Consider the following 22,001-nt stretch of genomic DNA (forward strand, 5'->3'; position numbering starts at 1 on the left):
CAGCACTTGACCCCTGGCTCGAGCACTACAACACTGGACGACGCCACTCAGCCCTCGGAGGCAACCCCCCGATCAGCCGACTGCAACCAACGTCCTGACCCCGTACATCTAGACGCGTCTGATTGCCGATGTTTGACATCGCGCTCGCGCTGATGCTCCCCGTCACGAGGAGGACAGCTGCGGCGACCGACGTCACTGCAATCGCTGACTTTCTCGACCCCAGGCGCAGCCACGTCTGCCGACGACCGATCAGCGCGACGAGCGCGGTGATGAGTACAACGAGCGCGATCGGCGCAACGACCGGCGCGAGCAACAGCAGCGGGAGGAGCAGTACGACACCGATCACGATCCATAGCCAGAGCGGCATTCGCCACAGTCGCGCTCCGGTCGGCGGCGCCGACGGGGTCTCGACCCAGACGCGGCCGTCTCGTGAGACGTGCGGCGTCCAGCCGTTGCCGTCCCACCAGCGCATCTTCGACTTATCGGTCGGGTCAGGAAACCAACCCGGCAACGCACTCCCCATCGCACCCACTCCCCAGAAGCGTCTCCCCAGACGAACTACCCCAATGGCGCTGACTCTATCGGAGGCCGTGTCAGTCATCCAGAGCGGAATTCTGTTAGGCGGCGGCGCTCCTTGCTCAGGTGCGCAGTCGGAGCGCGGGAGTGCGGTGACCATGGAGTACCGCAGCGCGCCAGCGCGAGGATACGCCGTGAAAGCGCCGAACGGACGCGGGTCGACTGTGCGACCCTCGAGAGGAGCCGCGGGCGTAGCCACGACGTGCGAAGGGTGACCGTTCAGAGTCCGCATCCAGTCCGCAGAAAGTCCGCAGAATCCTCACTTCAGGGCTCCACGACCCATCCGCGAACAACCGGAAATCCGCGTGGTTCCGCGGATTTCACCTTTCGCCAACCACCCGCAACCGGGCAGATGCAGTCCGTCAACTACCGCTGATCGACGTTCGCCTCAGGCAGGATCCGGTCAGATCGCGCTGGTGAGCTGGATCAGGTTGCCGCAGGTGTCGTCGAGGATCGCGGTCACCATCGGCCCCATCTCGGCCGGCGCCTGCGGGAACACCACCCCCCGCGCGGTCAGCTCGCGGTGCGTCTCGTAGACGTCGTCGACGGCGAAGGACGTGTACGGGATGCCGTCCTCGACGAGCGCCTGCTTGAACGTCTTAGCCGCCGGGTGTGCGTCCGGCTCGAGGAGCAGCTCGACACCGTCGGGTTCGCTCGGACTCACGACGGTGAGCCAACGGAACTCGCCGAGGTCCACGTCGTTCTTCGGAACGAAGCCGAGCATGTCCGTGTAGAAGCTCAGTGCGCGCGACTGGTCGTCGACGAGGACGCTGGTGACGGTGATCCTAGGCATGGTGGTCGCTCTCCGGTTTCTGCAGTGGCCAGCGCTCGATGATCGGGCGCAGCGGTTCGGTGTTCAGGTGGTGGATCTTGGTTCGACCCTCGCGGTGAGAAAGGACCAAGCCCGCCGCTTCGAGGACCGCGAGGTGCTGAGAGATCGCCTGCCGCGTCGAGGTGCTCCCGTGCCGCATGATCAGGCGCGAGCAGATCTCGAAGAGCGACTGCCCGTCCTTGACGACGAGCTCGTCCAGGATCGTCCGCCGCGTCGGGTCGGCGAGCGCTCGGAAGACATCACCCATGCCCCCACATTAGGCAAGTTGCTACTTGCCTGTCAAGACGACGGGCCGCGTCGTCTCCCGAGCAACAGATTCGAGCCCGCGCCGGAAGAATCTCGGCGTTAGTGTCGTATCCGGGCGCCTCCGTTCGTGGATCAGGTGAGCGGCCCGCTGGGTCGCCGTGACCCGAGAGCCCATCGACGGCTCTCGTCCTGATGAGAGGACACGACAGTGCCGAAGTATCTGATCGCATTCAACGACGAGTGGGTGCCGCTGCACACCGCCGACGAGCTGGTCCGCAAGAGCGAGGCTTCGCGAGCCGTGCTCGACGACATGCAGGAAGCGGGTGTCTTCCTCTATGCGGACGGCGGGATCGATGCATCCACCGCGATCTTCAACGTCGTGAGCAAGGACGGAAAGGCGGTCTTCACCGACGGGCCGTTCGTCGAGACCAAGGAGCACCTCGGCGGATTCACCGTCATCGAGGCGGCCGACGACGAGGCGGCGCGCTATTGGGCGGGACGCCTGGCGGTCTCGCTCGACTGGCCGCAGGAGGTCCATCGCTTCCCGTCGGATCTCGACGAGATCGTCGAGAAGTTCGGCGCTCCCGCACGGGAGACGTGACGCCACCCTCGGTGGATGCGGCGATCGCCCGTGCCCACCGCGACGAGTGGGCGCGGGTGGTGGCCGGACTCGCGCGCCGGTTCGGCGATCTCGACATCGCCGAGGATGCCACCGCCGAGGCATTCCTCGCGGCGGTCGAGCGGTGGCCGCGAGACGGTGTCCCGCCCAATCCGGGCGCGTGGCTCACCACGACGGCGCAGCGCAAAGCGCTCGACCGGCTGCGCCGTGAATCCCGTCGTTACGACAAGCATCAGGCGGCCGACATGCTCCGCGACGACACTCCTCACGAGCCGACAGGACCGGTGGAGGACGACCGGCTCAGGCTGGTCTTCGTGTGCTGTCATCCCGTGCTGACGATGGAGGCCCGGGTGGCGCTGACCCTGCGACTTCTCGGCGGCCTGACGGTCGCCGAGATCGCCCGCGCCTTCTTCGTGCCGGAGACCACGATGGCGCAGCGGATCACCCGCGCCAAGGCGAAGATCGCGGCATCCGGTGTCACCTTCCGCGTGCCGTCGGATGACGACATCCGCGAGCGTCTCCCGGGCCTGCTCGCCGTGGTCTTCCTCATCTTCAACGAGGGGTACCTGGCGACCGCCGGTGACGACCCGCTGCGGACCGCGCTCATCGACGAGGCGATCCGTCTCGCCCGCCTGCTGCACGCGCTGCTGCCCGACGAGGGGGAAGCGGCCGGGCTCCTCGCCCTCATGCTCCTGAGCGACGCCCGGCGTCCTGCGCGCGTGTCCCGGACCGGTGAACTGGTGACGCTCGAAGAGCAGGACCGCGGCTCGTGGGACCGCGCCATGATCCTCGAGGGCCACGCCCTCGTGCGGGAGCGGATCGCGACCGGCGTGCCGCCCGGGCGGTACCAGCTGCTGGCTGCGATCAACGCCGTGCACACCGCCGCTCGTTCCGCCGGGGACACCGACTGGTCGCAGATCATCGCCCTCTACGACCGGCTGATCGCGGCCGATGCGTCGCCGATCGTTCGTCTCAACCGCGCTGTCGCGATCGCCGAGGTCGACGGCCCCGACGTGGCACTGGCTGAGCTCGAGCGCCTGCGAGAACCCCTGGACGGCTACCACGCCTACCATGCGGCACGCGCCGACATCCTGCGCCGTATCGGGCGCAGCGACGAGTCGCGCGCGGCCTACGAGCGCGCCATCCACCTCGCGGGCAATCCCGGCGAGCGCGCGTATCTGACCCGCCGCCTCGATCAGCTCGGCGGTGCACGCTAGCCCCCTGGCGCGTCGGCGCCGCCAGGAGGACAATCGCGGCCATGGCCGCCGAAGCAGCCGCGCCATCCACGCCGGAGCCTCCGGAGTCCGATGCCGTGCTCGCCCGCCGCGCGCAGATCCTCGCGACGGAGCACTGGGGCCTGCTCGCAGCGCGCGGCACCACGCAGAGCGAGGTCCTCACGCGCATCACGATCTTCCTGACGCTCGTCTCGGCCGGGCTCGTGACGATCGGGCTGCTCGGTCAGGCAACGGATTTCTCGGATTGGTTCCCCGCCGCAGCGCTCTCGATCCTCGCCTTCCTCGGCATCGTCGGTCTTCTGACGCAGATCAGGGTCCTCAACGTCGCCGAGGACGACATGATGTTCGTCACGGCGATGAACCGGCTGCGCGGCGCGTACGTCGACCTCGACCCGAAAGTCGAGGAGTACTTCCTCGAGGCGACGACCGACGACATGCTCGGGATGCAGGTCACCTACTCGCCGATGGTGCGGCGCACAGACGCGAACGTCATGGGCGGCAGCTCGGCCTTCCTCATCGTGATCGTGAACGCCTGCGTACTCGGGCTCTTCGTCGGAGGCCTCGTCACACTGACCGGGCTGTCGGTCGGCTGGGCGATCGCGGCGGGCATCCTGTCCGGACTGCTCGTCATCCTCGCATCCGGCATGTCGGTCTACCGGGCGTACCTCGAGGTCTGGCGTCGCTACGGGCCGCGCCGCACGATGCATGAACTGCCCGCGCATCTGCAGCCGCGCGCACGCCGGCGTCGCTGAGCGTCAGCGCGCGAGCATCGCGGTCGTCCACCTTTCGAGGCGGGAGTATGCATCCTCCCGCGCGTCGTGACGCGACAGGAACACGTCGTGGAGCGCGCCGTCGATCCGCTCGATCGTGACCGAGCGGCCGAGCTTGAGAGCCGCCCGCGCGATGTCGTCGACCACGAGCACCGTGTCGGCGGATGTGAGCTCCTCGGCCCAGCGGGTCGGCGGTACGAATCGGGCCGACAGCAGGACGCAGACGGGCACCGTGATACCCAGCCCTGCGGCGACCGCTGCGTGACCCGCGATGACGGCGTGCATCCATCCCACATGCACCGGCATGGTCTGCGCGGGCCGCCACGCGAGGTTCACCTCGACGGGATCGTCGGGATCGGCGACCTCGCTCTGCGCCCGGGTGTAGAAGCCGAGGTCGGTCTGCGGCCACAGATCGAAGGGACGGTAGCGGGAATGGATGCCCAGCACGGGCGAGATGGCGGCACGCGTGGTCGCGCTCAGCTGGAACTCGAGCCACGGACTGTTCAGCACGACGGCCGCGATGTGCTCGGGATGCCGCGCGGCCCAGAGACTGAGCGTGAGGCCGCCCGTCGAATGGCCCATCAGAACGAGCCGGCGCTCCCCCGCACCGTCGGTGCCGCGGCCCATCGCCTCGAGCGCAGCGCCGATGTCGGCGTCGTAGTCGTGCAGATCCGCGATGTAGCCGGGAGTCTGGCCGGGACGCAGGCTGCGGCCGTACTTGCGCAGATCGAGCGCGAAGAACCGGGCCCCACGCGACGCCCAGAACCGGGCCAGGCGCTTCTGGAAGAAGTAGTCCGACCACCCGTGCACGTACAGCACGTCGATGTCGTGGAACGGGCGATGATCGCCGAAGATGCCACCGAGGATCGCGTGTTCGGGAAGCAGGCGCACGACCGTCGCGAAGATGTCGCCTTCGTCGTCGGTGCCGAGTGGAATCGTCAGCTGATCGAACGGCTCTCCGAGGACGTCCGTGACCCACTCGCTCGTCATCGCGCCAGCCTAGTGGGGGTCACTCCCCGCGCGAGATCTTCACCATCTCGTCGCGCGGGACGACCTTGATGCGCGCGCGCTCGTGCGGAGCGCCCAGCGCGATCTCGTGCTCATCGAGCCGGTGCCAGCCGTCGAGGTCGGTCCACGCGACGCCGCGCTCGGCGAGGAGTGCGGGGATCGCCTCTTCGGCCGTCTCGGTCGGGTGCCACCACGAGCCCTGGTCGTTGATGAGGTGACGGATCGTCTCCATCGCGTCGGACTTCGTGTGGCCGATGAGACCCACCGGCCCGCGCTTGATCCATCCCGTCGCGTACACACCCGGAACCCGCTCGTTCGAGTCCTTGCGCAGCACCTGGCCCTCATGGTTGGGGATGACGCCGTGCCGCTTGTCGAAGGGCACGCCCGCGAGCGGCGAGCCGAAGTAGCCGACCGCGCGATAGATCGCCTGGATCGGCACCTCGCGCAGCTCGCCCGTGCCCACGACACCGCCCTGGCCGTCGGGGCGCGTGCGCTCGTAGACGAACGACGCCACGCGGCCGTCGTCGTCGGTCTTGACCTCGACGGGCTTCGCCCAGAAGTGGAAGTGCAGGCGGCGGGATGCCTCGCCTCCGGCGTTGTTGACACTCGGCCGCTTGCGCCACGACTGCAGGACGCGGTCGATCACCATGACCTGCTTGTTCGACGCGATCGCGGCCTTCGATGCCTCGTCGTAGTCGAAGTCCTCGTCGTAGACGACCATGTCGACATCGCGCAGCTCGCCGAGCTCGCGCAGCTCGAGCGGCGTGAACTTGACCTGCGCAGGGCCCCGGCGGCCGAAGACGTGCACGTCGGTGACGGGCGATGCCGCGAGCCCCGCGTGCACGTTGTCTGGGATCTCGGTCGGCAGCAGATCTTCGGCGTGCTTCGCGAGCATGCGCGCGACGTCGAGCGCGACGTTGCCGTTGCCGATGACCGCCAGCGACTCGGCCTCGAGCGGCCATTCGCGCGGCACGTCGGGGTGTCCGTCGAACCAGCTGACGAAGTCGGCGGCGCCGTACGAGCCCACCGCGTCGATGCCGGGGATCTCGAGGTCGGCGTCGTGGATGGCGCCGGTCGCGAAGATCACCGCGTTGTAGTGCTGCTTCAGATCCTCGAGCGTGATGTCCTCGCCGAAGCGGACGTTTCCGAAGATGCGGATGTCGCCGCGGTCGAGCACTTCGCGCAGCGCCGTGATGATGCCCTTGATGCGCGGATGATCGGGCGCGACCCCGTACCGCACGAGGCCGTACGGAGCGGGAAGCTGCTCGAAGAGGTCGATCGAGACGTCGAACTTGCGCTCGGCCTTGAGGAGGATGTCGGCGGCGTAGATGCCCGCGGGCCCGGCGCCGACGATTGCCAGTCGGAGCTTGGTCATGGAGAGTCTTCCTCTTTCGGTCGTTGAGCGCGCGCGGCGTGACGAACGCGCGCGGTGTCAGCTGGAGCGGTCGGCGACGGCCTGCGCGAAGCGCGTCAGCGCCTCTTTGACGGGTCCGTCCGGAACCGGGGCGAGGGCGTCGATCGCCTCCCGAGACCACGCGTTCGCGAGGTCGAGCGTGGCCTGCGTCGCCTCGTGCTCGCGCAGCTGGGCGAGGGGCGCATCGAGGATCGACGGGTCCGCGCCGTCGGCGATGCGGGCGACCCCGTCGTCGATCGTCGTGCGCAAGGCGATGGATGCCTCATCCGTCCGCTGCCCGAGCAGCAGATACGGCATCGTGGGCACGCCCGCGCGCAGGTCGGTGCCGGGCACCTTGCCCGTCTCGTCGGGGTCGGACGACAGGTCGATGACGTCATCCAGCAATTGGAAGGCGACGCCCGCCTTCTCCCCGAAGACGACCATCGGCCGCTCGAGCTCGACGGGCCCGTTCGAGAAGATGACCCCCGCCTGAGCGGCGGCGGCGATGAGCGAGCCGGTCTTGTCGGACAGCACCTGCAGGTAGAACGCGACGGGGTCGGCGCCCTCGCCGGGGCCGAGCGTCTCGTGCATCTGGCCGAGGACGAGCCGCTCGAAGGTGTCGGCCTGGAGCTGGATCGCCTGCTCGCCCCGCCGCGCCATGATCTGGCTCGCGCGGGAGAACAGCAGGTCGCCCGTCAAGATCGCGACGTTGTTGCCCCACACCGCGTGGGCACTGGGCACGCCACGACGCTTGTCGGCGTCATCCATCACGTCGTCGTGGTAGAGCGAACCGAGGTGGGTCATCTCGAGAGCGGCGGCTCCCTCGATGACGGCGGGAGTCGTGCCCTCGCCGAGCTGAGCTGTCAGGATCGCGAGCATCGGACGCACGCGCTTGCCACCCGCTTCGTACAGGTACCGGCTCGCGGAATCGGCCAGCGCGTCGGTCACGCGCAGCTCACTGGCCAGCGCCGCGTCGACCTGCTCGAGGCCGGCTTCGACCGTGGCGAGCAGTCGCCGGGAACGCGGGCCGGCGAAGATGCGATCTTTGAGGCCCAGCTTGCCCGCGATCCGCGAGCCCGGAGCTGAGGGAGTCACGGGTCCAGCCTACCCGGCGGGCTTGGTGGCCCGGTGAAGTGCGACGATGCCGAACGAGAGGTTGCGATACGCGACGTCGCTCCAGCCGGCCTGCCGGATCCACGCCGACAGCGTCGACTGGTCGGGCCAGTCCCGGATCGACTCGTTGAGGTAGTCGTAAGCCTCGGCGTTCGAGCTCATCGCCCGGGCGACGACCGGCAGGATGCGGTCGTTGTAGAAGCGGTACAGGCCGTTGAAGGCCGGCGACGGCGGGTGCGAGAACTCGCAGACCACGAGTCGCCCGCCCGGCCTGGTCACGCGCAGCAGCTCGGCGATGGCCTTCTTGGGCTCGTTGACGTTGCGCAGCCCGAACGACATCGTGACGGTGTCGAACGAGTCGTCGTCGAACGGCAGGGCCGTGGCATCCGCTTCTTCGAAGGTGAGGTTCGGGATGCCGGAGTGCCGCCTGCGGCCCTCGGCGATCATGCCGGGCGAGAAGTCGGCCGCGACCACCTCTGCGCCGCTGCGGGCGAGGGAGACGCTCGACGCCCCCGTGCCGGCGGCGAGATCGAGGATGCGCTGCCCCGGCTGCGGTGCGACGGCGCGTGTCGTGGCGACCCGCCACAGACGGTCGTTGCCGAGGCTGAGGACGTCGTTGGTGAGGTCGTATCGCTGCGCCACCTGATCGAACATGCCGCTGACCTTCGCCGGGTCCTTGCCGAGATCTGCTCGGTTCGCGTCGGCGCGGTCAGGCTGGGGCTCGGTCACGCGTCCAGTCTAGGTTCCGCGTCCGCACGTCCGGCCGATGTGCGGGTGGCGTCTCTCGCAGGTCGGGCGGGGCTATTCGACGATCGGGAGGGCCGCGAGGCGCGCGAGCCAGCGGTCGCCCGTCGCCGTGTCGAACGGCGGCTCGCCGGCATCCACCCGTCGTTCCAGATCGACGGCGCGCGCCTCGAGCTTGTCGACGATCTCGAGCGGATAGCCGTACGCGACCCGGTGCTCGGCCCATTCGTCCTGGTCGTCGATGAACAGTCCGCGCTCGTCGACGGCGAGGACGACATCGAGGTCCATGTCGATGCCGGTGGGCTCGTCGCCCTCCCACTTCGCGTCCCACGAGATGTCGATGTAGATGCGGTACTTCGCCGGCGGCACCTGGTTGATCGTGACGACGTACTCGCCGTTCGGCGGCAGCAGTGTGACGTTGGGTCCGTCGACGGTGAAGTCGCGCCCGGGCCGGTGGCTGCGCCAGCCCGTCGGCTGACCGAACCAGTCACCCCACTCGTCGGAGCCGAGGTAGATGCAGTCGTGCGCCCAGTGCGGACCGCCGTCCCACTTGCGCCAGCGGAACACGAGCCGCGTTCCGGGCTCGGGACGGACGGGGATCGCGCTCATGCTGCGAGTCTAGGCATCTGCGCGCGGCGCCGGCTCCGCGAGCGGGGTCGAGTGCTCGGCGGCTGAGTCGTTCTTCGCCTGACCCCCCGCTGCGCGGTCGTAGGCTGGATGCGTGACCGACCAGCATCGCCCTCCGCGCCTGGTCGCGCACACCCGCGAGGTGGAGGCGATCGACGACCTCATCTCGTACACCTCACCGTCCGAGCCGCTCGCCTTCCTCCGCCGCGGCGACGGCATCGTCGGCATCGGGCGCCCGATCGCGGGCTACGCGCCGGGGCGGCACGTGACGATGGATGCCGCGCCCCACGCCGACGGCTGGCGCTGGCTGTGCTCCGCCGCCGAGGTCGACGACGACGTGCACCTTCCCGGCACGGGCCTCGTCGCGTTCGGCGCCTTCCCGTTCGACGCGCGCTCCGAGCGGTCCGCCGCCCTGATGGTCCCTCCGCTCATCGTCGGCCGGCGCGATGGCCGCTCGTGGGTCACCCGCATCCGCAACCTCGACGCCGTCGCACCGGACGAGGACCCGCCGTTCGCGCCTCAGTCGTACGGCCCGCACTGGTCCGCGACGCTCGGACCGGGCGAGCTCGACCCCGCGGGATATCAGGCCGCCGTGCGCGCCGGCCTCGACGCGATCGCCGCGGGCGAGGTCGCGAAGGTCGTGCTCGCCCGCGACCTCGTGGGCACGATTCCGGCCGGGGCAGACCTGCGTCGCCTCATCCGCGCACTGTCGACCGGGTATCCCGACACGTGGACCTTCGCCGTCGACGGCCTCATCGGGGCGAGCCCCGAGACCCTCGTCACGGTTGCGGGCGGCACCGTGACGGCGCGGGTGCTCGCCGGCACGACGGCGCGGGGTGCCGACGCGGACGAGGATGCCGCGGCATCCCTCGCCCTCGCGTCGAGCTCGAAGGACCTCGACGAGCACCGCTACGCCGTTCGCAGCGTGCTCGACGTGCTCGGCCCCCACACCCGGTCGCTGCGCGCCGATCGGGAGCCGTTCACGCTCGAGCTGCCGAACCTCTGGCACCTCGCGACCGACGTGGCCGGCGACCTCGACGACGGGGCATCCGCGCTCGATCTCGTCGCGGGGCTGCACCCGACGGCGGCCGTGGCCGGCACCCCGACGGACGCGGCGATCGAACTGATCCGGCGGCTCGAGCCCTTCGACCGCGGGCGCTATGCGGGTCCGGTGGGCTGGGTCGGCGCGAACGGCGACGGCGAGTGGGCGATCGCCCTGCGCTGCGCCCAGGTCGGGGCGCCGTTCCTGCGGAGCTTCTCGGCGTACTCCGACACCATCCCGGTCGTCGCGCACGCGGGCGCGGGCATCGTCGCGGGCAGCGAGCCCGAGACCGAGCTGCTCGAGACCCGGGTGAAGTTCCGCCCGATCGTCGACGCGCTCGCCTGAGCCCCGATCACAGCGTCGGGGATCCCGCGCGGCGCTCCGTCATCCCTCTGCCGCTGTCGGCGTGGCGTCGGGGATCCCCGACGCTGTGCACACTGCGGCGCGACAGGACTCAGGCGTGGACGGCGAGCGCGCGGGCCGGCGCGGCGACGCGCACCGAGCCGACGGCGAGCGTCGACAGCGTCGCGAGCGTGACGACGATGAGCACGCGCTGCACGAGGCCGGCGATTCCCACGTTGCCGCCCGCGCCGGTCGCATCGAAGATCGCCATGAAGATCGCGAAGAGGACGAGGGATGCCCCGCCCCCGACCATCCCGATGAGACCGAGCCCCGAGTGCTCGCGTCGCAGGGACAGCCCCGCGAGCGCGAACCCCACCGCGGGCAGCGGCACGGCGAGGAGGAAGCCCGTCAGGTGGAGCATCATCGACTCAAGCGTGAAGGCACCGCATACGACCATGCCGACGCCCGACAGCGACTTGAGCACGATCGCCGCGCGTCCGAGTCCTCCCCGATGCCACCAGAAAGGGGCTGTCGCGAGAGTGCCCGCGAGCACGAGCAGACCACCGACGATGAACGCCGCGTTCATCCACGGGCCGGTGACCCCCAGCCCGAGCCCGCTCACAGGCTGGCTGATCCACGAGTACGGCGCGATCCTGTTGCCGAAGAGCTCGTACCCGGGGCTCACGGCTCCGAGCACGATCCATGCGACCGTGAAGACCGCGGCGCCGGCGACCGTGAGCCAGGTGAGCGCGCGCATCAGCGGGCCGTCCGATCCTGCTTCTCGGTCGCGAACAGCATCCGCGCGAGCACGAGCATCATGACCGCGAAGCCCCCCGCGAAGGCGAGCGGCGCCCACCACCAGCCGACGGTGAAGATCAGCACCGCGATGACCGCGAAGGTCACGAGCCAGATGACGGCCGAGTAGATCCCGAAGCGGGCGGCGGTCTCAGGCTCGCGCTCGAAGCGGTTCACCGGCTCGTGCGCCCTCGCCTGCCGGACCCACGCCTTGTGACGATTGGTCTGACTCGCCCCGAGGAATGCGAACAGCACGATCGCGGCGATCACGCCGAGCGCGGCGAACACGATGCACCAGATCGGCAGTGCGCCGACGGCGACCAGGAAGCCGAAGAACAGCCCGTACGCAGCGAGGAACGTGGCACCCGCGAACCCGCCCGCGCGGTTCTCGGGCATCGGATGGTTGGTGCTGGTCTCCTGATGCAGCGAATCGCCGACGAGGAGTCCGAGCGCGGTCGCGGCCATGCCGAAGAACCCGATCACGGGCCCGACGACGACAGGCAGCACGCCGGTCGCACCGAGGACGCCCAGCGCGATGCCGACGACGGCCGCGAGCGACCAGACGACGGCCCGCACGACGAAGCCCACCCTGGGACGCACGTGGTGGCGCTGCAGCTGCGCGGCGTAGTCGCCCGCAGGCGCACGGGGCGCGGCATCCGGAATCTCGCCCAGCAGCTCGCGCACGTCGCCGAGCTCCGCGACGGCGATGCGCGCCGCGTCGGAAGGGGTGCGGCCGGATGCCTCGAGCTCCGCCGTACGCGAGACGAGGTTCGCGCGGACCTCCTCCTTCAGATCCTGCGCATCGGGGGTCATCTCGACGCCGGCGAACGCCTCGTCGAGCAGACGGTGGATGTCGGTGTTCATGGTTCAGTCCTTCGGAGTGTTCGACGCGACGTCGAGGAGGGAGTCGATGACACGGCGGGTGGCGACCCAGGCCGTGACGTTGGAGCGGAAGACCGCGCGCCCCGCGTCGGTGATCCGGTAGTACTTGCGCCGGCCGCCCTGCGTCTCGTCGCCCCAGTAGGACTCGACGAGGCCGTCCTTCTCGAGGCGGCGGTAGGTGGCGTACAGCGTGGCCTCTTTGATCTCGTGGTCGCCGCCGGTCGCCTCGCGGATGGCCTTGTAGATCTCGAAGCCGTAGCTGTCACCGCGACGCAGCACACCGAGCACGATCGTGTCGGTGTGACCGCGCAGCAGATCGGCGGCGAAGGCATCGTCTTTGGTCATGTCAAGTACTGTATCAGATCAACTACTAAATCGAGCAGTTATCTATGCGAAGGACACCTCTCCCCCGCTGAGTGTCCACAGATCGCGGCTATGGCGCCGTCATGACCGCACTCCGTGGACACTCGGGGCGCAGGGGCGGGGTCAGGATGCCGCGAGCCGCGCCTTCTCGACGGCGACGTCGAACGTCGCGGCCGGCCACTGCGGATCGATCTTCTCGAGAGCCTCGAGCAGGAGAGCCTGCACCGCGAGGCGCGCGTACCACTTGCGGTCAGCGGGCACGACGTGCCAGGGCGCGGCATCCGTCGACGTCCGCTCGAAGACGGTCTGGTACGCGTCCATGTAGGCGGGCCACAGCTCGCGCTCGTCGATGTCGCCGGGGTTGTACTTCCAGTGCTTGTCCGGCCGCTCGAGCCGCTCCCCCAGCCGCGCCTTCTGCTCCTCGGGTGAGATGTGCAGCATGACCTTGACGATGCGGGTGCCGGCATCCGTCACCCGCTTCTCGAAGTCGTTGATCGCCCCGTAGCGGCGCTCGATCTCGTCGGCCGGCGCGAGCTGCCGCACGCGTCCGATGAGCACGTCTTCGTAGTGCGAGCGGTCGAAGACCCCGATGAAGCCCGGCTCGGGAACGCGCTTCTCGATGCGCCACAGGAAGTCGTGGCTGAGCTCCTCGGCCGTCGGCTTCTTGAACGCGGTGAGCATGACCCCCTGCGGGTCGACCGAGCCCACGACGTGCCGGATGATCCCGCCCTTGCCGGCGGAGTCCATCGCCTGCAGCACGAGCAGCACGCTCGCGTCGGTGGCGTCGGATCGGGATGCCGCGTACAGCCGCTCCTGGTACTCGTCGAGCTCGGCGACGCCGGTCGCGAGGTCCTGCGTGCCGTGGTCCTTGCGCCCGGTGTGCCCCGGAGTGGATCGGGGATCGACGTCGGCGAGACGGAATCCCGCGTCCACCCGCAGGATGTCGCTCGCATCGGTCGTCCAGTAGTGCTGGCTCTTCGCGGTCATGCGCCCATTCTGGCCGGGGTCAGCGCTCGAGCGGAACCTCGATGAGCTGCCGACCGCCGACGGGCGACGTGAGCGCCTGATCGAGAGCCGTGCGCGTCGTGACGCGCTGGTACTCCCAGCCGTAGGCGAGGGCGAGGTGCTCGAGCCGGGTCGTGTGCGGCGTGTACAGCACGCGATTCATCGCGTCGCCTCCGGCGACGGCCGCGACTTCGAGTCCGTCGAAGATCGTCCCGCCGCCGTCGTTGCCGACGATGACCTGGATGCGGGGCTCGCGCTCCCCCGGCGGCAGGAGCAGCGCACCCACATCGTGCAGAAGGGTCAGGTCGCCCAGCAGCACGCGCGTGACCCCCGCTTCTCCGCCGGCCTGGCTGGCGAGGGCGACGCCGGTCGCGGTCGCGATCGTGCCGTCGATGCCGGCGAGACCCCGGTTGGAATGCACGCGCACCTTCTTGCCGCCCAGCACGGTGTCGGCGACGCGCACGAGCCGCGACGAGCCGAAGACCAGGCGATCGTGCGGCCACGTCGCCCGCCACACGGCGTCCACGAGCGTGGTGCGGTCCAGCGGCGCCCGCACGACCGCGAGCTCCGCCGCGATCGCGCCGAGTCGCTCGTTCGGCACGGCCGAGGAGAGGGCGGCGGCGTCGGGGGCGGGCGGAGAGAGGTCGATGGATGCCGCGCGGGATGCCAGCATCCATTCTCCGAGCCACTCTCGATCGGCCTCGCCCGACGCGACCGCGACGGAGTCGATCGCGACGGTCTCGCCGTTGAGGTTGAGCGGTTCGCCGGGACCCCGGAGGGCGAGCACCTCGACATCGGGGCGCGACAGGAGCGCGGCCACCTCGCGCGAGAGCGTGGGATGGCCGAGGACGACGACGCGCTCGACGCGACCGCCGAGTGCCGGGTCGGCGAGGAGGGTGCGATAGCCGTGCACGAGGTGCCGACCGTAGCGCGCACCGCTCACGATCTCGGCGACGAGCGGCCAGCCGCCCAGATGCGCGAGCTCTTCTGCCGTCGGGCCCGCATCGGCGCCCGCCACGACGATCGTGCGGGGTCCGCGTTCGAGCACGAAGGGGTCGTCGTCGGGCTCGGCCGGCAGGTCCGCCTCGCCGATTCCTCCGCCGCCCTGGTATAGGGCGCCGAAGGCCTCTTCGTCCGGAGCCTGCGGCTCGGGCGGTGCGTCGAGGTCGACGTCGGGCTCGACGGCGAGTTCGGTCTCGGGCACGCCGAGCCACTCCGGCAGCGCCCCGGCGAGCGGCTCGCGATAGGGGAGGTTGATGTGCACAGGGCCCGCGGAGCGAAGGCCCGCGCCGAGAGCCGCGGCGACGGCGTCGGCCGCGACGGCGCGGAGCATCGCGCTCTGCTCGTCGTCGCCCTCCGCGTCCACGGTCTCGGGCGTCGGCAGATCGGCCTCGTACCTCGTGTTCGGCGAGAACATGCCGGGCTGTCGTGTCGTCTGGTTGGCGCCGACGCCACGCAGCTCGGGGGGCCGATCGGCGGTGAGGAGGATGAGCGGCACACCGGCGTGGTGTGCTTCGAGGGCTGCGGGCACCAGGTTCGCCGCAGCCGTCCCCGAGGTGCAGACGACGACCGCGGGCATCGCGCTCTCGCGTCCGATGCCGAGCGCCGTGAATCCCGACACGCGCTCGTCGATCCGCACATGCAGGTGCACGAGGCCGCGCCGTTCGAGTTCCGCCGCCACGAGCGCGAGCGCCTGCGACCGCGAGCCCGGGCTGAGCACGATGTGCCGGACCCCGTGTTCGATCAGTGCGCACAGGAGCGCGGACGCGGCATCCGTCGCCGGCGAACGATCCCCATCAGGGCGCGACGCGTCCACGCCGTGCGCGCTCGCCACGGTCAGCCGACGGCGCCGCGCTGATCGCGCGCGTCGTCGTCACCGTCTGCGCGCGGGTCCGGCGGCTCGATGGTGCCGTCGACGGCGCGGGGCTCGGACACATCCGGCGGGGCGTCCGCGGCAGGGGGCGACCACCGGGGATCGTCGTCCTCGGAATCGAGGAGAGCGAGCTCCTCCTCGAGTCGGCGGATGCGTTCGTCCTGGTCGCTGCGAGCGCCGAGCTTGCCGAGGAACTCCGGGTCGTCGTCGGGTGCCCGGCGAGCGGCGATCTGGCTCTGGCGGACACGGCCGACCGTGAGCCAGAGGATGCCGCCGAGGACGGGGATGAGCACGACGATCGCTATCCAGGCGGGTTTGCCCACGCCGCGATGGCGCGTGGGCGGCTGAACGGCGCAGTCGACGATGGTGAAGACCCAGAAGACGGCCGCCACCAGTCCACCGATCAGGAGTGCACGGGCCACGGCTCCATCCTAGGCGCGTCCGGCTGGGGGCGGCCTGCGAGAGTGACTCGCCTACGATGGAGGCATGAGAGCGCGTTCCGTCGTCGTCTACACGGTGCTGCGTCTGCTGGCGTTCCTCGTGCCGTTCGGCATCCTCATGATCTTCCCGCTGTTCCGCGAGTACTACTGGCTCGCAGCGGTCTTCGCGGCCCTCATCGGTCTCAGTCTCTCGATGCTCTTCCTGCGGCGTCCGCTCGACGAGGTCAGTGCCGGTCTCGCCGCGCGCCGCCGCGAGGAGAGGAGTGCGGCCAGCGACGAAGAGGTCGAGGACGGGGCCGACGGTCGCTGAACCCGATCAGCCGATGAAGGCCCAGAGCAGGAATCCGCCGTACGCGACCGAGGTCAGCGACGTCAGCCCCAGCGCGACGACGAGCTCCTTCGGCTCGCGGTAGGTCCAGACGATGAGGATCGCGGGGAGCGCCGCCAGCAGCGCGAGCAGGGCCAGCCACGCGATCGGGTAGAACAGTGCCAGGAAGCCGGCGAGCACGAACGGCACGAGCACGAAGACGGTGAAGAGCCAGCGCGTGGCGGTGCGGCCGATGAGCACCGTGAGGGTGCGCTTGCCGGCCTCGCGGTCCTGATCGATGTCGCGCAGATTGTTCGCCAGAAGTACGGCGCACGCGAGCAGACCGACGGCGACGGCGCCGAACCACGCCTCCTGCGGCAGCGCGAAAGCCTGCACCCAGGTCGTGCCCAGGGTGGCGACGAGTCCGAAGAAGACGAAGACGAAGAGCTCGCCGAGACCGTAGTAGCCGTAGGGGCGCTTGCCGCCCGTGTAGAACCACGCCGCGAGGATGCACACCGCGCCGACCGCGAGGAACCACCACTGCTGTGTTCGGATCGTGATGGCGAGTCCGGCGAGCGCCGCGATCGCGAAGAACACGAGTGCGACGACGAGCACGGTCCGCGGCTTCGCCTTGCGCGAGGCGGTGAGGCGCGCGGGTCCGACGCGGTGGTCGTCGGTGCCGCGGATGCCGTCGCTGTAGTCGTTCGCGTAGTTCACGCCGATCTGCAGGGATACCGACACGATGAGGCAGAAGAGTGCGATGACCCAGTGGAGCTCGTCCACGACCAGCATGGCCGCACCCGTGCCGACCAGGATCGGCGTGATGGCGAGGGGCAGTGTGCGCAGTCGCGCGGCGCCGACCCAGTCGCCGAACGTCGCCTTGGCCACGGCGCGGGGATCGCGCGGCGCGTGCGCCTTCTGCGGATTGCCGCGCGGCGGCTGCTTCTTCGGACCGTGCGCCTTGCGCTTCTTGCTGGAGGTACCTGCCACGAGCAGTCATCCTAGATGCCCTTCCGATGGGCTCCAGCATCCCGAAAGCACTTCCTCCTCACGAGATCACTGCGTAAACGCGTACACAACGAGAGTCCTCGTGCGCGCGAAGTGCTTTCGGCGGAGGATGGATGCATGCTCAGCCTCGGAACGACGGTCCTCACGGTCGAGGACATCACCCGCGCGGGCGACTTCTGGCGCGCCGCACTCGGCTACGTCGACCGGAGCGAGCCGAGCGACGACTGGGTCATCCTCGACCCGCCGTACAAGACGGACTGGGACGCGCCCGGAGCGAGCATCGCGCTCTCGGTGACCGGGTACCCCGTGCACTATCCGCCGCGCATCCATCTCGACCTCTACGCCGACGACCAGGCCGCAGAGATCGCGAGACTCCTCGCTCTCGGCGCCCGGGAGGTCGACTTCGACGGCTATCCGCCGGATGCGGATTGGATCGTGCTCGAAGACACCGAGGGCAATCGCTTCTGCGTCATCGACACCGGCGACCGCGGCTGATCAGTGCAGCGCCGCGACGGCGCGGCGGATGGCCTCACGGTCGGGCTTGCCCGAGGGCAGCGTCGCCAGCTCGTCGACGAGTACCAGCCGCGCAGGTCGCGCGTGCGCGCCGATCTCGTCGGCCACGGCGACCCGCGCCTCGTCGAGCTGGATCGACTCGCTGCGACGGAGGGCCTCGCCCCGCGTCGCGACGATGACGGATGCCTCACCCCATCGCGGATCGGGAACCCCGATGACCACGGCGGAGGCGAGACCCGGCACGCTCCGCACGACGCGCTCGACGCGATCGAGCGAGATGTTGATGCCACCCGAGACGATGACATTGTCGATGCGGCCGCGGATGCGCAGCACGCCGTCCTCGACGATGCCGGCGTCGCCCGTGCGGTACCAGCGCGTGCCGTCGGCGTCTCGGCGGAACGCGGCATCCGTCAGCTCCTCATCGCCCAGGTACCCGTCGGCGAGGGTCGGCCCCGACAGCTGCACCTCGGCATCCACGACCCGGACGCCGACGCCGCGCAGCGGCAGACCGTCGTAGACGCAGCCGCCGCTGGTCTCGGTGGAGCCGTACGTCCGCGCGATGCGCACGCCGGCCCGCTCGGCGCGCTCGAGCGTGACGGGCGGGAGCGCCTGACCGCCGATCAGGATCCGTTCGAACGAGCGCAGCGCAGCGAGCACGGCCGAATCGTGCTCGGCCGCGTCGAGCAGCGTCGTGAGCTGCGCCGGCACGAGCGACGTGAAGGTCGGGATGCGGGAGCCGTGCTCCGTCGACGCCATCATGAGCGCGGCGGCGGCGAACGCCTGCGGCGTGAACGACCCGCTCATGATCGCGGGTTCGCGATCCGCCACGATGGCGCGGACGAGCACCTGGAGTCCCGCGACGTAGCTCGCCGGCAGCGCGAGCAGCCACGACCCCTCGCCGATGCGGTCGGCCGTCGCGAGCGCACTCGCCGTGAGCGCGTCGCGACCGAGCACGACGCTCTTGGGCACGCCCGTCGATCCCGACGTCGTGACGACGACAGCGGCGCCGGCGCGCACCTCGGTGCCGACGTGACCGACGAGGCCGAGCGACAGCGCCGGGCCCGCGCCGTGCAGTGCCGCCTTGAGCGCGCGGAGGATGTCGCGCGGGTCGTCGCCCGTGACGGGTTCGAGCCGCATCAGAAGTGGTACGGGTACGGCGACCAGTCCGGGTCGCGCTTCTCGAGGAACGAGTCGCGGCCCTCGACCGCCTCCTCCGTGCCGTAGGCGAGACGCGTCGCCTCGCCGGCGAACAGCTGCTGGCCGACCAGGCCGTCGTCGACGAGGTTGAAGGCGTACTTCAGCATGCGGATCGCGGTCGGCGACTTGCCGAGGATGACGCGCGCCATCGCGATCGCCTCGCGCTCGAGGTCCGCGTGCGGCACGACGCGGTTGATCGCCCCCAGCTCGTACGCGCGCTCGGCGGAGTACTCCTCGGCCAGGAAGAAGATCTCGCGCGCGTTCTTCTGCCCGATCTGGCGGGCGAAGTACGCCGAGCCGTAGCCGGCGTCGAACGAGCCGACGTCCGCGTCGGTCTGCTTGAAGCGCCCGTGCTCGGCCGACGCGATCGACAGGTCGCACACGACGTTGAGCGAGTGGCCACCGCCGGCGGCCCACCCGGGGACGACGGCGATGACGACCTTCGGCATGAAGCGGATGAGTCGCTGCACCTCGAGGATGTGCAGGCGACCCTCGCGAGCCGGATCGGTGACGGCATCCGTCTCGGAGTACTTGTAGCCGTCACGGCCCCGGATGCGCTGGTCGCCGCCCGAGCAGAACGCCCAGCCGCCGTCCTTCGGGCTCGGCCCGTTGCCCGTGAGCAGCACGACGCCGATCTTCGGATCCTGGCGGGCGATGTCGAGCGCGCGGTAGAGCTCGTCGACCGTACGCGGCCGGAAGGCGTTGCGCACCTCGGGTCGATCGAACGCGACGCGCGCGATGCGGCCGTCGTTCGAGACATGGGCCGTGATGTCGGTGTAGGAATCGGCACCGGGTGCCGGCATCCATTCATCCGCGTCGAAGAGCTCCGAGACCATGGGCTTCACTCTAGGGCCGAGTCGTCACGCGTTCTTGGCGTCCCGCCAGGCGAGCCAGCGCTCGATCACGGAGTAGTCGAAGTCGGGTCCGCCGAAGCCGAGGGTGAACAGACGTGCGCCGCGAGCGAAGAGGTCGTCGGCGTCGGACTCGTCGCGGTCCTTCAGCTCGTTCGAGATGACGATGCCGCTCGTGTCGCGGCCGTCCTTCTCGCCCCACCGCTCGATGACCGAGATCTTGTGGGTGAGGTCGTCGCCCTGGGTGAAGCTGTGCCAGATGTCGGCGTGCTTCGCCACAATGCGCAGCGTCTTCTGCTCGCCCTTCCCGCCGATCATGACGGGGATGTCGCGCGTCGGCGCGGGGTTCAGCTTCGCCCACCGGGCCTCGATGCGGTCGAGGCCCTCGGCCAGGTCGTTCAGGCGGGTGCCGGGCGTGCCGAAGTCGTACCCGTACTCGTCGTAGTCGCGCTGGAACCATCCGGCTCCGGTGCCGAAGATGAACCGGCCCTCGCCGCCGCCCTTGGCCGAGATGTGGTCGATCGTGCGCGCCATGTCGGCCTGCAGGTCGGCGTTGCGGTAGCTGTTGCAGTTGACCAGGGCGCCGAACTCGACGCGCTCGGTCTGCTCGGCCCATGCCGCGAGCATCGTCCACGACTCGAAGTGCAGGCCGTCGGGGTCGCCCGAGAGCGGGTAGAAGTGGTCCCAGTTGAACAGGATGTCGACGCCGAGCTCTTCGAGCCGGAAGACCGCGTCGCGGATCTGGGGGTAGGTGACGTGCTGCGGCTGGATCTGGATGCCGAGCCGGACCGGGGTGTCGAGAAGCATTCCCCCAGCCTAGGGACGACGGAGCGGGTCGAGGGCCGATGGACCTCGACCCGCTCCGTGTTCAGCGCACCGTGCGAGTGCGCCAGGCCTTGAGGAACCCGTCGACGATGTCCCAGATGGCGATGCCGGCGATGAGGAACCCGCTGATGACCGCCAGGACGCTCGCCACGGTGTCGGCGGAGCCGTCGGGGATCACGGTCGGAAAGAACTCGGGGTTGATCAGCGCGTCCTGGGTGAGCAGCACGAGCGCCGGAACAGCCACCGCGAGCGCGAGGATCGCGTTGAGCACGGCGAACGCGATGGTCCACCGCCCGACCACGTGCACGAGCACCGCGAGCATCGCCTCGATCGCCATCACGAGGAACAGCAGGAAGACCCACCACGGCCAGAGGCCGGGGTCGAGGAACGAGAGCCCCGGCGCGCTGGGCGCGAAGCCGATGAAGTGGTCCCACACGACGGCTCCTGCCGCGAGAAACAGGAACACGAGGCTCGCGATCATCTCGCCGAAGGTCGTGCCCTTCTCCCGTGGCTGCGGCAGCGCATCGGGGGTCCAGGTCGCAGACATGGGGGCGTTCGCGCCCGAGCGCTCCACGATGAAGAACACGAGGGTGACCCAGAAGCCGACGTGCACGATCGTGCCGATCAGCACAGCCCAGACCGTTCCCATGATCTCGCCGAACCTCTCGCCCGCGAGGGTCATTCCGAGTGCGACGCCGAACACGGCGCACGCGGGAACGATCGCCCACAGCAGCTTGAGCAGTCGCCACCAGTCGAGGTAGTAGCGCGGGCCGACGAGGTACAGCTTGCGGTCGGTGTAGCCCGCGGCGAGCTTGTCGGGGTCTCCGAGCTCGGTGAGGACGGCGCGCTCCGCCGTCTCGCGCGGCTCGCCTTCCTCGAGTCGCGCATCGAGCTGGTCGGCGATGCGCTCGCGCAGCTCGGCCGCGATCTCCGCACGCTGCTTCTCGGGCACGCTGCGGGTCGCCGCATCCACGTAGCGGTCGGTGAGGGTGGCGTTCATGTCAGTTCTCCTTCGGGAGTGCGTCGACCGCTGTCGCGATGGCGCGGAACTCTTCGGTGAGGGCGACGGCGAGTCTCGTGCCGGCCGCGCTGGTGCGGTAGAACTTGCGAGGCCGTGCCTCGTCGGTGTTCCACTCGCTCGTGAGGTGCCCCTGCTTCTCGAGCCGCCGCAGCAGCGGATAGAGGGTGTTGGCGTCCGTGTCGAACCCCCTCCCCTGCAGCTCTTCGAGCAGGCCGTAGCCGTACCCCGGCTTCTCGAGGAGTCGCAGGCACGCCAGCACGACCGTGCCGCGACGCAGCTCCTGCAGGTGCGTCTCGAGTGCTTCGGTTTCGCTCATGCCTCACACTGTACTGTGCGTCACACACCATAGTCAATCGCACATCGTTGGCCGCACG

Annotated in this window: 26 protein-coding genes and 1 pseudogene; 7 read left to right on the top strand and 20 right to left on the bottom strand. The window is 69.8% G+C overall.

Annotation, left to right across the window (positions count from 1 at the left end):
* A partial coding sequence (locus ACTIFV_RS10375) for an integrase core domain-containing protein (RefSeq protein ID WP_439593077.1) occupies positions 1 to 98 on the top strand: 98 nt, incomplete at its 5' end.
* 338 nt (positions 99 to 436) lie between these two features.
* Here ACTIFV_RS10375 and ACTIFV_RS10380 read toward each other — a convergent pair.
* The 3 genes and pseudogenes from ACTIFV_RS10380 to ACTIFV_RS10390 all read right to left on the bottom strand — a co-directional run.
* Positions 437 to 808: pseudogene (locus ACTIFV_RS10380) on the bottom strand (DUF2510 domain-containing protein); the annotation flags it as partial.
* Between the two features lie 171 nt (positions 809 to 979).
* Positions 980 to 1,369: a VOC family protein gene (locus tag ACTIFV_RS10385; protein ID WP_439592700.1), complete on the bottom strand. Its 390-nt coding sequence runs from the start codon at positions 1,367 to 1,369 to the stop codon at positions 980 to 982.
* Positions 1,362 to 1,655, bottom strand: a complete 294-nt coding sequence (locus ACTIFV_RS10390; RefSeq protein WP_439592701.1) for an ArsR/SmtB family transcription factor — start codon at positions 1,653 to 1,655, stop codon at positions 1,362 to 1,364. The genes ACTIFV_RS10385 and ACTIFV_RS10390 overlap by 8 nt, the downstream gene beginning before the upstream one ends.
* Before the next feature lie 207 nt (positions 1,656 to 1,862).
* On the opposite strand from ACTIFV_RS10390, the gene ACTIFV_RS10395 reads away from it, so the two are divergent.
* Genes ACTIFV_RS10395 through ACTIFV_RS10405 form a run of 3 tightly spaced genes read left to right on the top strand, consistent with a single transcriptional unit; the run spans position 1,863 to position 4,260 of the window.
* A complete protein-coding gene (locus tag ACTIFV_RS10395) occupies positions 1,863 to 2,255 on the top strand; it encodes a YciI family protein (RefSeq protein ID WP_439592702.1) in 393 nt (130 codons plus the stop codon).
* Positions 2,252 to 3,490 carry an RNA polymerase sigma factor gene (locus ACTIFV_RS10400; protein ID WP_439592703.1) on the top strand — a complete coding sequence of 413 codons (1,239 nt, stop codon included), beginning with the start codon at positions 2,252 to 2,254 and terminating at the stop codon, positions 3,488 to 3,490. Before ACTIFV_RS10395 ends, ACTIFV_RS10400 begins: the two co-directional genes overlap by 4 nt.
* A 41-nt stretch (positions 3,491 to 3,531) precedes the next feature.
* Positions 3,532 to 4,260, top strand: a complete 729-nt coding sequence (locus ACTIFV_RS10405; protein WP_439592704.1) for a hypothetical protein — start codon at positions 3,532 to 3,534, stop codon at positions 4,258 to 4,260.
* Between the two features lie 3 nt (positions 4,261 to 4,263).
* Here ACTIFV_RS10405 and ACTIFV_RS10410 read toward each other — a convergent pair whose 3' ends face one another.
* The 5 genes from ACTIFV_RS10410 to ACTIFV_RS10430 form a co-directional block, all read right to left on the bottom strand.
* On the bottom strand, positions 4,264 to 5,268 hold the full coding sequence (locus tag ACTIFV_RS10410; protein WP_439592705.1) for an alpha/beta hydrolase: 1,005 nt from the start codon (positions 5,266 to 5,268) through the stop codon (positions 4,264 to 4,266).
* A gap of 19 nt (positions 5,269 to 5,287) precedes the next feature.
* Entirely contained in the window at positions 5,288 to 6,661 is a 1,374-nt protein-coding gene (locus tag ACTIFV_RS10415) for an FAD-dependent oxidoreductase (RefSeq protein ID WP_439592706.1), read from the bottom strand.
* Between the two features lie 57 nt (positions 6,662 to 6,718).
* Positions 6,719 to 7,774, bottom strand: coding sequence for a polyprenyl synthetase family protein (locus ACTIFV_RS10420; protein WP_439592707.1), 1,056 nt, complete (start codon positions 7,772 to 7,774; stop codon positions 6,719 to 6,721).
* Between the two features lie 9 nt (positions 7,775 to 7,783).
* A complete protein-coding gene (locus ACTIFV_RS10425) occupies positions 7,784 to 8,521 on the bottom strand; it encodes a demethylmenaquinone methyltransferase (protein ID WP_439592708.1) in 738 nt (245 codons plus the stop codon).
* A 72-nt stretch (positions 8,522 to 8,593) separates the two neighbouring features.
* On the bottom strand, positions 8,594 to 9,145 hold the full coding sequence (locus tag ACTIFV_RS10430) for a DUF402 domain-containing protein (RefSeq protein ID WP_439592709.1): 552 nt from the start codon (positions 9,143 to 9,145) through the stop codon (positions 8,594 to 8,596).
* Between the two features lie 112 nt (positions 9,146 to 9,257).
* Between ACTIFV_RS10430 and ACTIFV_RS10435 the strand changes: the two genes are divergently transcribed.
* On the top strand, positions 9,258 to 10,550 hold the full coding sequence (locus ACTIFV_RS10435) for an isochorismate synthase (RefSeq protein WP_439592710.1): 1,293 nt from the start codon (positions 9,258 to 9,260) through the stop codon (positions 10,548 to 10,550).
* 109 nt (positions 10,551 to 10,659) lie between these two features.
* On the opposite strand, the gene ACTIFV_RS10440 is transcribed toward ACTIFV_RS10435, so the two are convergent.
* From ACTIFV_RS10440 to ACTIFV_RS10465, 6 genes are all read right to left on the bottom strand, one after another.
* On the bottom strand, positions 10,660 to 11,304 hold the full coding sequence (locus ACTIFV_RS10440; RefSeq protein WP_439592711.1) for a DUF998 domain-containing protein: 645 nt from the start codon (positions 11,302 to 11,304) through the stop codon (positions 10,660 to 10,662).
* Complete coding sequence (locus ACTIFV_RS10445; protein ID WP_439592712.1) at positions 11,304 to 12,206, bottom strand: permease prefix domain 1-containing protein; 903 nt, start codon at positions 12,204 to 12,206, stop codon at positions 11,304 to 11,306. Before ACTIFV_RS10445 ends, ACTIFV_RS10440 begins: the two co-directional genes overlap by 1 nt.
* A 3-nt stretch (positions 12,207 to 12,209) precedes the next feature.
* On the bottom strand, positions 12,210 to 12,569 hold the full coding sequence (locus tag ACTIFV_RS10450; protein ID WP_439592713.1) for a PadR family transcriptional regulator: 360 nt from the start codon (positions 12,567 to 12,569) through the stop codon (positions 12,210 to 12,212).
* A 141-nt stretch (positions 12,570 to 12,710) separates the two neighbouring features.
* The gene (locus ACTIFV_RS10455) at positions 12,711 to 13,574 is read right to left on the bottom strand and encodes a polyphosphate kinase 2 family protein (RefSeq protein ID WP_439592714.1); all 864 of its coding nucleotides are present in this window, start codon (positions 13,572 to 13,574) and stop codon (positions 12,711 to 12,713) included.
* Between the two features lie 19 nt (positions 13,575 to 13,593).
* Positions 13,594 to 15,426 carry a 2-succinyl-5-enolpyruvyl-6-hydroxy-3-cyclohexene-1-carboxylic-acid synthase gene (menD, locus tag ACTIFV_RS10460; RefSeq protein WP_439592715.1) on the bottom strand — a complete coding sequence of 611 codons (1,833 nt, stop codon included), beginning with the start codon at positions 15,424 to 15,426 and terminating at the stop codon, positions 13,594 to 13,596.
* Between the two features lie 2 nt (positions 15,427 to 15,428).
* Positions 15,429 to 15,887, bottom strand: a complete 459-nt coding sequence (locus ACTIFV_RS10465) for a PLD nuclease N-terminal domain-containing protein (RefSeq protein ID WP_439592716.1) — start codon at positions 15,885 to 15,887, stop codon at positions 15,429 to 15,431.
* Positions 15,888 to 15,951: 64 nt separating this feature from the next.
* Between ACTIFV_RS10465 and ACTIFV_RS10470 the strand changes: the two genes are divergently transcribed.
* Positions 15,952 to 16,215 carry a DUF4229 domain-containing protein gene (locus ACTIFV_RS10470; RefSeq protein ID WP_439592717.1) on the top strand — a complete coding sequence of 88 codons (264 nt, stop codon included), beginning with the start codon at positions 15,952 to 15,954 and terminating at the stop codon, positions 16,213 to 16,215.
* Between the two features lie 6 nt (positions 16,216 to 16,221).
* On the opposite strand, the gene ACTIFV_RS10475 is transcribed toward ACTIFV_RS10470, so the two are convergent.
* Complete coding sequence (locus ACTIFV_RS10475; protein WP_439592718.1) at positions 16,222 to 17,202, bottom strand: 1,4-dihydroxy-2-naphthoate polyprenyltransferase; 981 nt, start codon at positions 17,200 to 17,202, stop codon at positions 16,222 to 16,224.
* 135 nt (positions 17,203 to 17,337) lie between these two features.
* Here ACTIFV_RS10475 and ACTIFV_RS10480 point away from each other — a divergent pair, with 135 nt between their 5' ends.
* Entirely contained in the window at positions 17,338 to 17,715 is a 378-nt protein-coding gene (locus tag ACTIFV_RS10480) for a VOC family protein (RefSeq protein WP_439592719.1), read from the top strand.
* Here ACTIFV_RS10480 and ACTIFV_RS10485 read toward each other — a convergent pair whose 3' ends face one another.
* From ACTIFV_RS10485 to ACTIFV_RS10505, 5 genes are all read right to left on the bottom strand, one after another.
* A complete protein-coding gene (locus tag ACTIFV_RS10485; RefSeq protein WP_439592720.1) occupies positions 17,716 to 18,870 on the bottom strand; it encodes an AMP-binding protein in 1,155 nt (384 codons plus the stop codon).
* Positions 18,870 to 19,766 (bottom strand): 1,4-dihydroxy-2-naphthoyl-CoA synthase, encoded by an 897-nt coding sequence (locus tag ACTIFV_RS10490; protein ID WP_439592721.1) that lies wholly within the window; start codon positions 19,764 to 19,766, stop codon positions 18,870 to 18,872. Before ACTIFV_RS10490 ends, ACTIFV_RS10485 begins: the two co-directional genes overlap by 1 nt.
* 24 nt (positions 19,767 to 19,790) lie before the next feature.
* Positions 19,791 to 20,588, bottom strand: a complete 798-nt coding sequence (locus ACTIFV_RS10495) for an LLM class F420-dependent oxidoreductase (RefSeq protein WP_439592722.1) — start codon at positions 20,586 to 20,588, stop codon at positions 19,791 to 19,793.
* 61 nt (positions 20,589 to 20,649) lie between these two features.
* Positions 20,650 to 21,606, bottom strand: a complete 957-nt coding sequence (locus tag ACTIFV_RS10500; RefSeq protein ID WP_439592723.1) for a permease prefix domain 1-containing protein — start codon at positions 21,604 to 21,606, stop codon at positions 20,650 to 20,652.
* Position 21,607: 1 nt separating this feature from the next.
* Positions 21,608 to 21,943, bottom strand: a complete 336-nt coding sequence (locus ACTIFV_RS10505; protein WP_439592724.1) for a PadR family transcriptional regulator — start codon at positions 21,941 to 21,943, stop codon at positions 21,608 to 21,610.
* Positions 21,944 to 22,001 lie beyond the last annotated feature (58 nt).

Source organism: Microbacterium sp. (genome assembly GCF_051860965.1).
In the GTDB taxonomy this organism is placed as follows: domain Bacteria; phylum Actinomycetota; class Actinomycetes; order Actinomycetales; family Microbacteriaceae; genus Microbacterium.

What these genes read in the sequence shown, in the direction of transcription:
- ACTIFV_RS10500 (WP_439592723.1), bottom strand. Translation starts at nt 21,606, where the DNA reads ATGAACGCCACCCTCACCGACCGCTACGTGGATGCGGCGACCCGCAGC.
- ACTIFV_RS10490 (WP_439592721.1), bottom strand. Translation starts at nt 19,766, where the DNA reads ATGGTCTCGGAGCTCTTCGACGCGGATGAATGGATGCCGGCACCCGGT.
- ACTIFV_RS10495 (WP_439592722.1), bottom strand. Translation starts at nt 20,588, where the DNA reads ATGCTTCTCGACACCCCGGTCCGGCTCGGCATCCAGATCCAGCCGCAG.
- ACTIFV_RS10410 (WP_439592705.1), bottom strand. Translation starts at nt 5,268, where the DNA reads ATGACGAGCGAGTGGGTCACGGACGTCCTCGGAGAGCCGTTCGATCAG.
- ACTIFV_RS10440 (WP_439592711.1), bottom strand. Translation starts at nt 11,304, where the DNA reads ATGCGCGCGCTCACCTGGCTCACGGTCGCCGGCGCCGCGGTCTTCACG.
- ACTIFV_RS10405 (WP_439592704.1), top strand. Translation starts at nt 3,532, where the DNA reads ATGGCCGCCGAAGCAGCCGCGCCATCCACGCCGGAGCCTCCGGAGTCC.
- ACTIFV_RS10455 (WP_439592714.1), bottom strand. Translation starts at nt 13,574, where the DNA reads ATGACCGCGAAGAGCCAGCACTACTGGACGACCGATGCGAGCGACATC.
- ACTIFV_RS10385 (WP_439592700.1), bottom strand. Translation starts at nt 1,369, where the DNA reads ATGCCTAGGATCACCGTCACCAGCGTCCTCGTCGACGACCAGTCGCGC.
- ACTIFV_RS10480 (WP_439592719.1), top strand. Translation starts at nt 17,338, where the DNA reads ATGCTCAGCCTCGGAACGACGGTCCTCACGGTCGAGGACATCACCCGC.
- ACTIFV_RS10450 (WP_439592713.1), bottom strand. Translation starts at nt 12,569, where the DNA reads ATGACCAAAGACGATGCCTTCGCCGCCGATCTGCTGCGCGGTCACACC.
- ACTIFV_RS10390 (WP_439592701.1), bottom strand. Translation starts at nt 1,655, where the DNA reads ATGGGTGATGTCTTCCGAGCGCTCGCCGACCCGACGCGGCGGACGATC.
- ACTIFV_RS10415 (WP_439592706.1), bottom strand. Translation starts at nt 6,661, where the DNA reads ATGACCAAGCTCCGACTGGCAATCGTCGGCGCCGGGCCCGCGGGCATC.
- ACTIFV_RS10470 (WP_439592717.1), top strand. Translation starts at nt 15,952, where the DNA reads ATGAGAGCGCGTTCCGTCGTCGTCTACACGGTGCTGCGTCTGCTGGCG.
- ACTIFV_RS10445 (WP_439592712.1), bottom strand. Translation starts at nt 12,206, where the DNA reads ATGAACACCGACATCCACCGTCTGCTCGACGAGGCGTTCGCCGGCGTC.
- ACTIFV_RS10505 (WP_439592724.1), bottom strand. Translation starts at nt 21,943, where the DNA reads ATGAGCGAAACCGAAGCACTCGAGACGCACCTGCAGGAGCTGCGTCGC.
- ACTIFV_RS10485 (WP_439592720.1), bottom strand. Translation starts at nt 18,870, where the DNA reads ATGCGGCTCGAACCCGTCACGGGCGACGACCCGCGCGACATCCTCCGC.
- ACTIFV_RS10430 (WP_439592709.1), bottom strand. Translation starts at nt 9,145, where the DNA reads ATGAGCGCGATCCCCGTCCGTCCCGAGCCCGGAACGCGGCTCGTGTTC.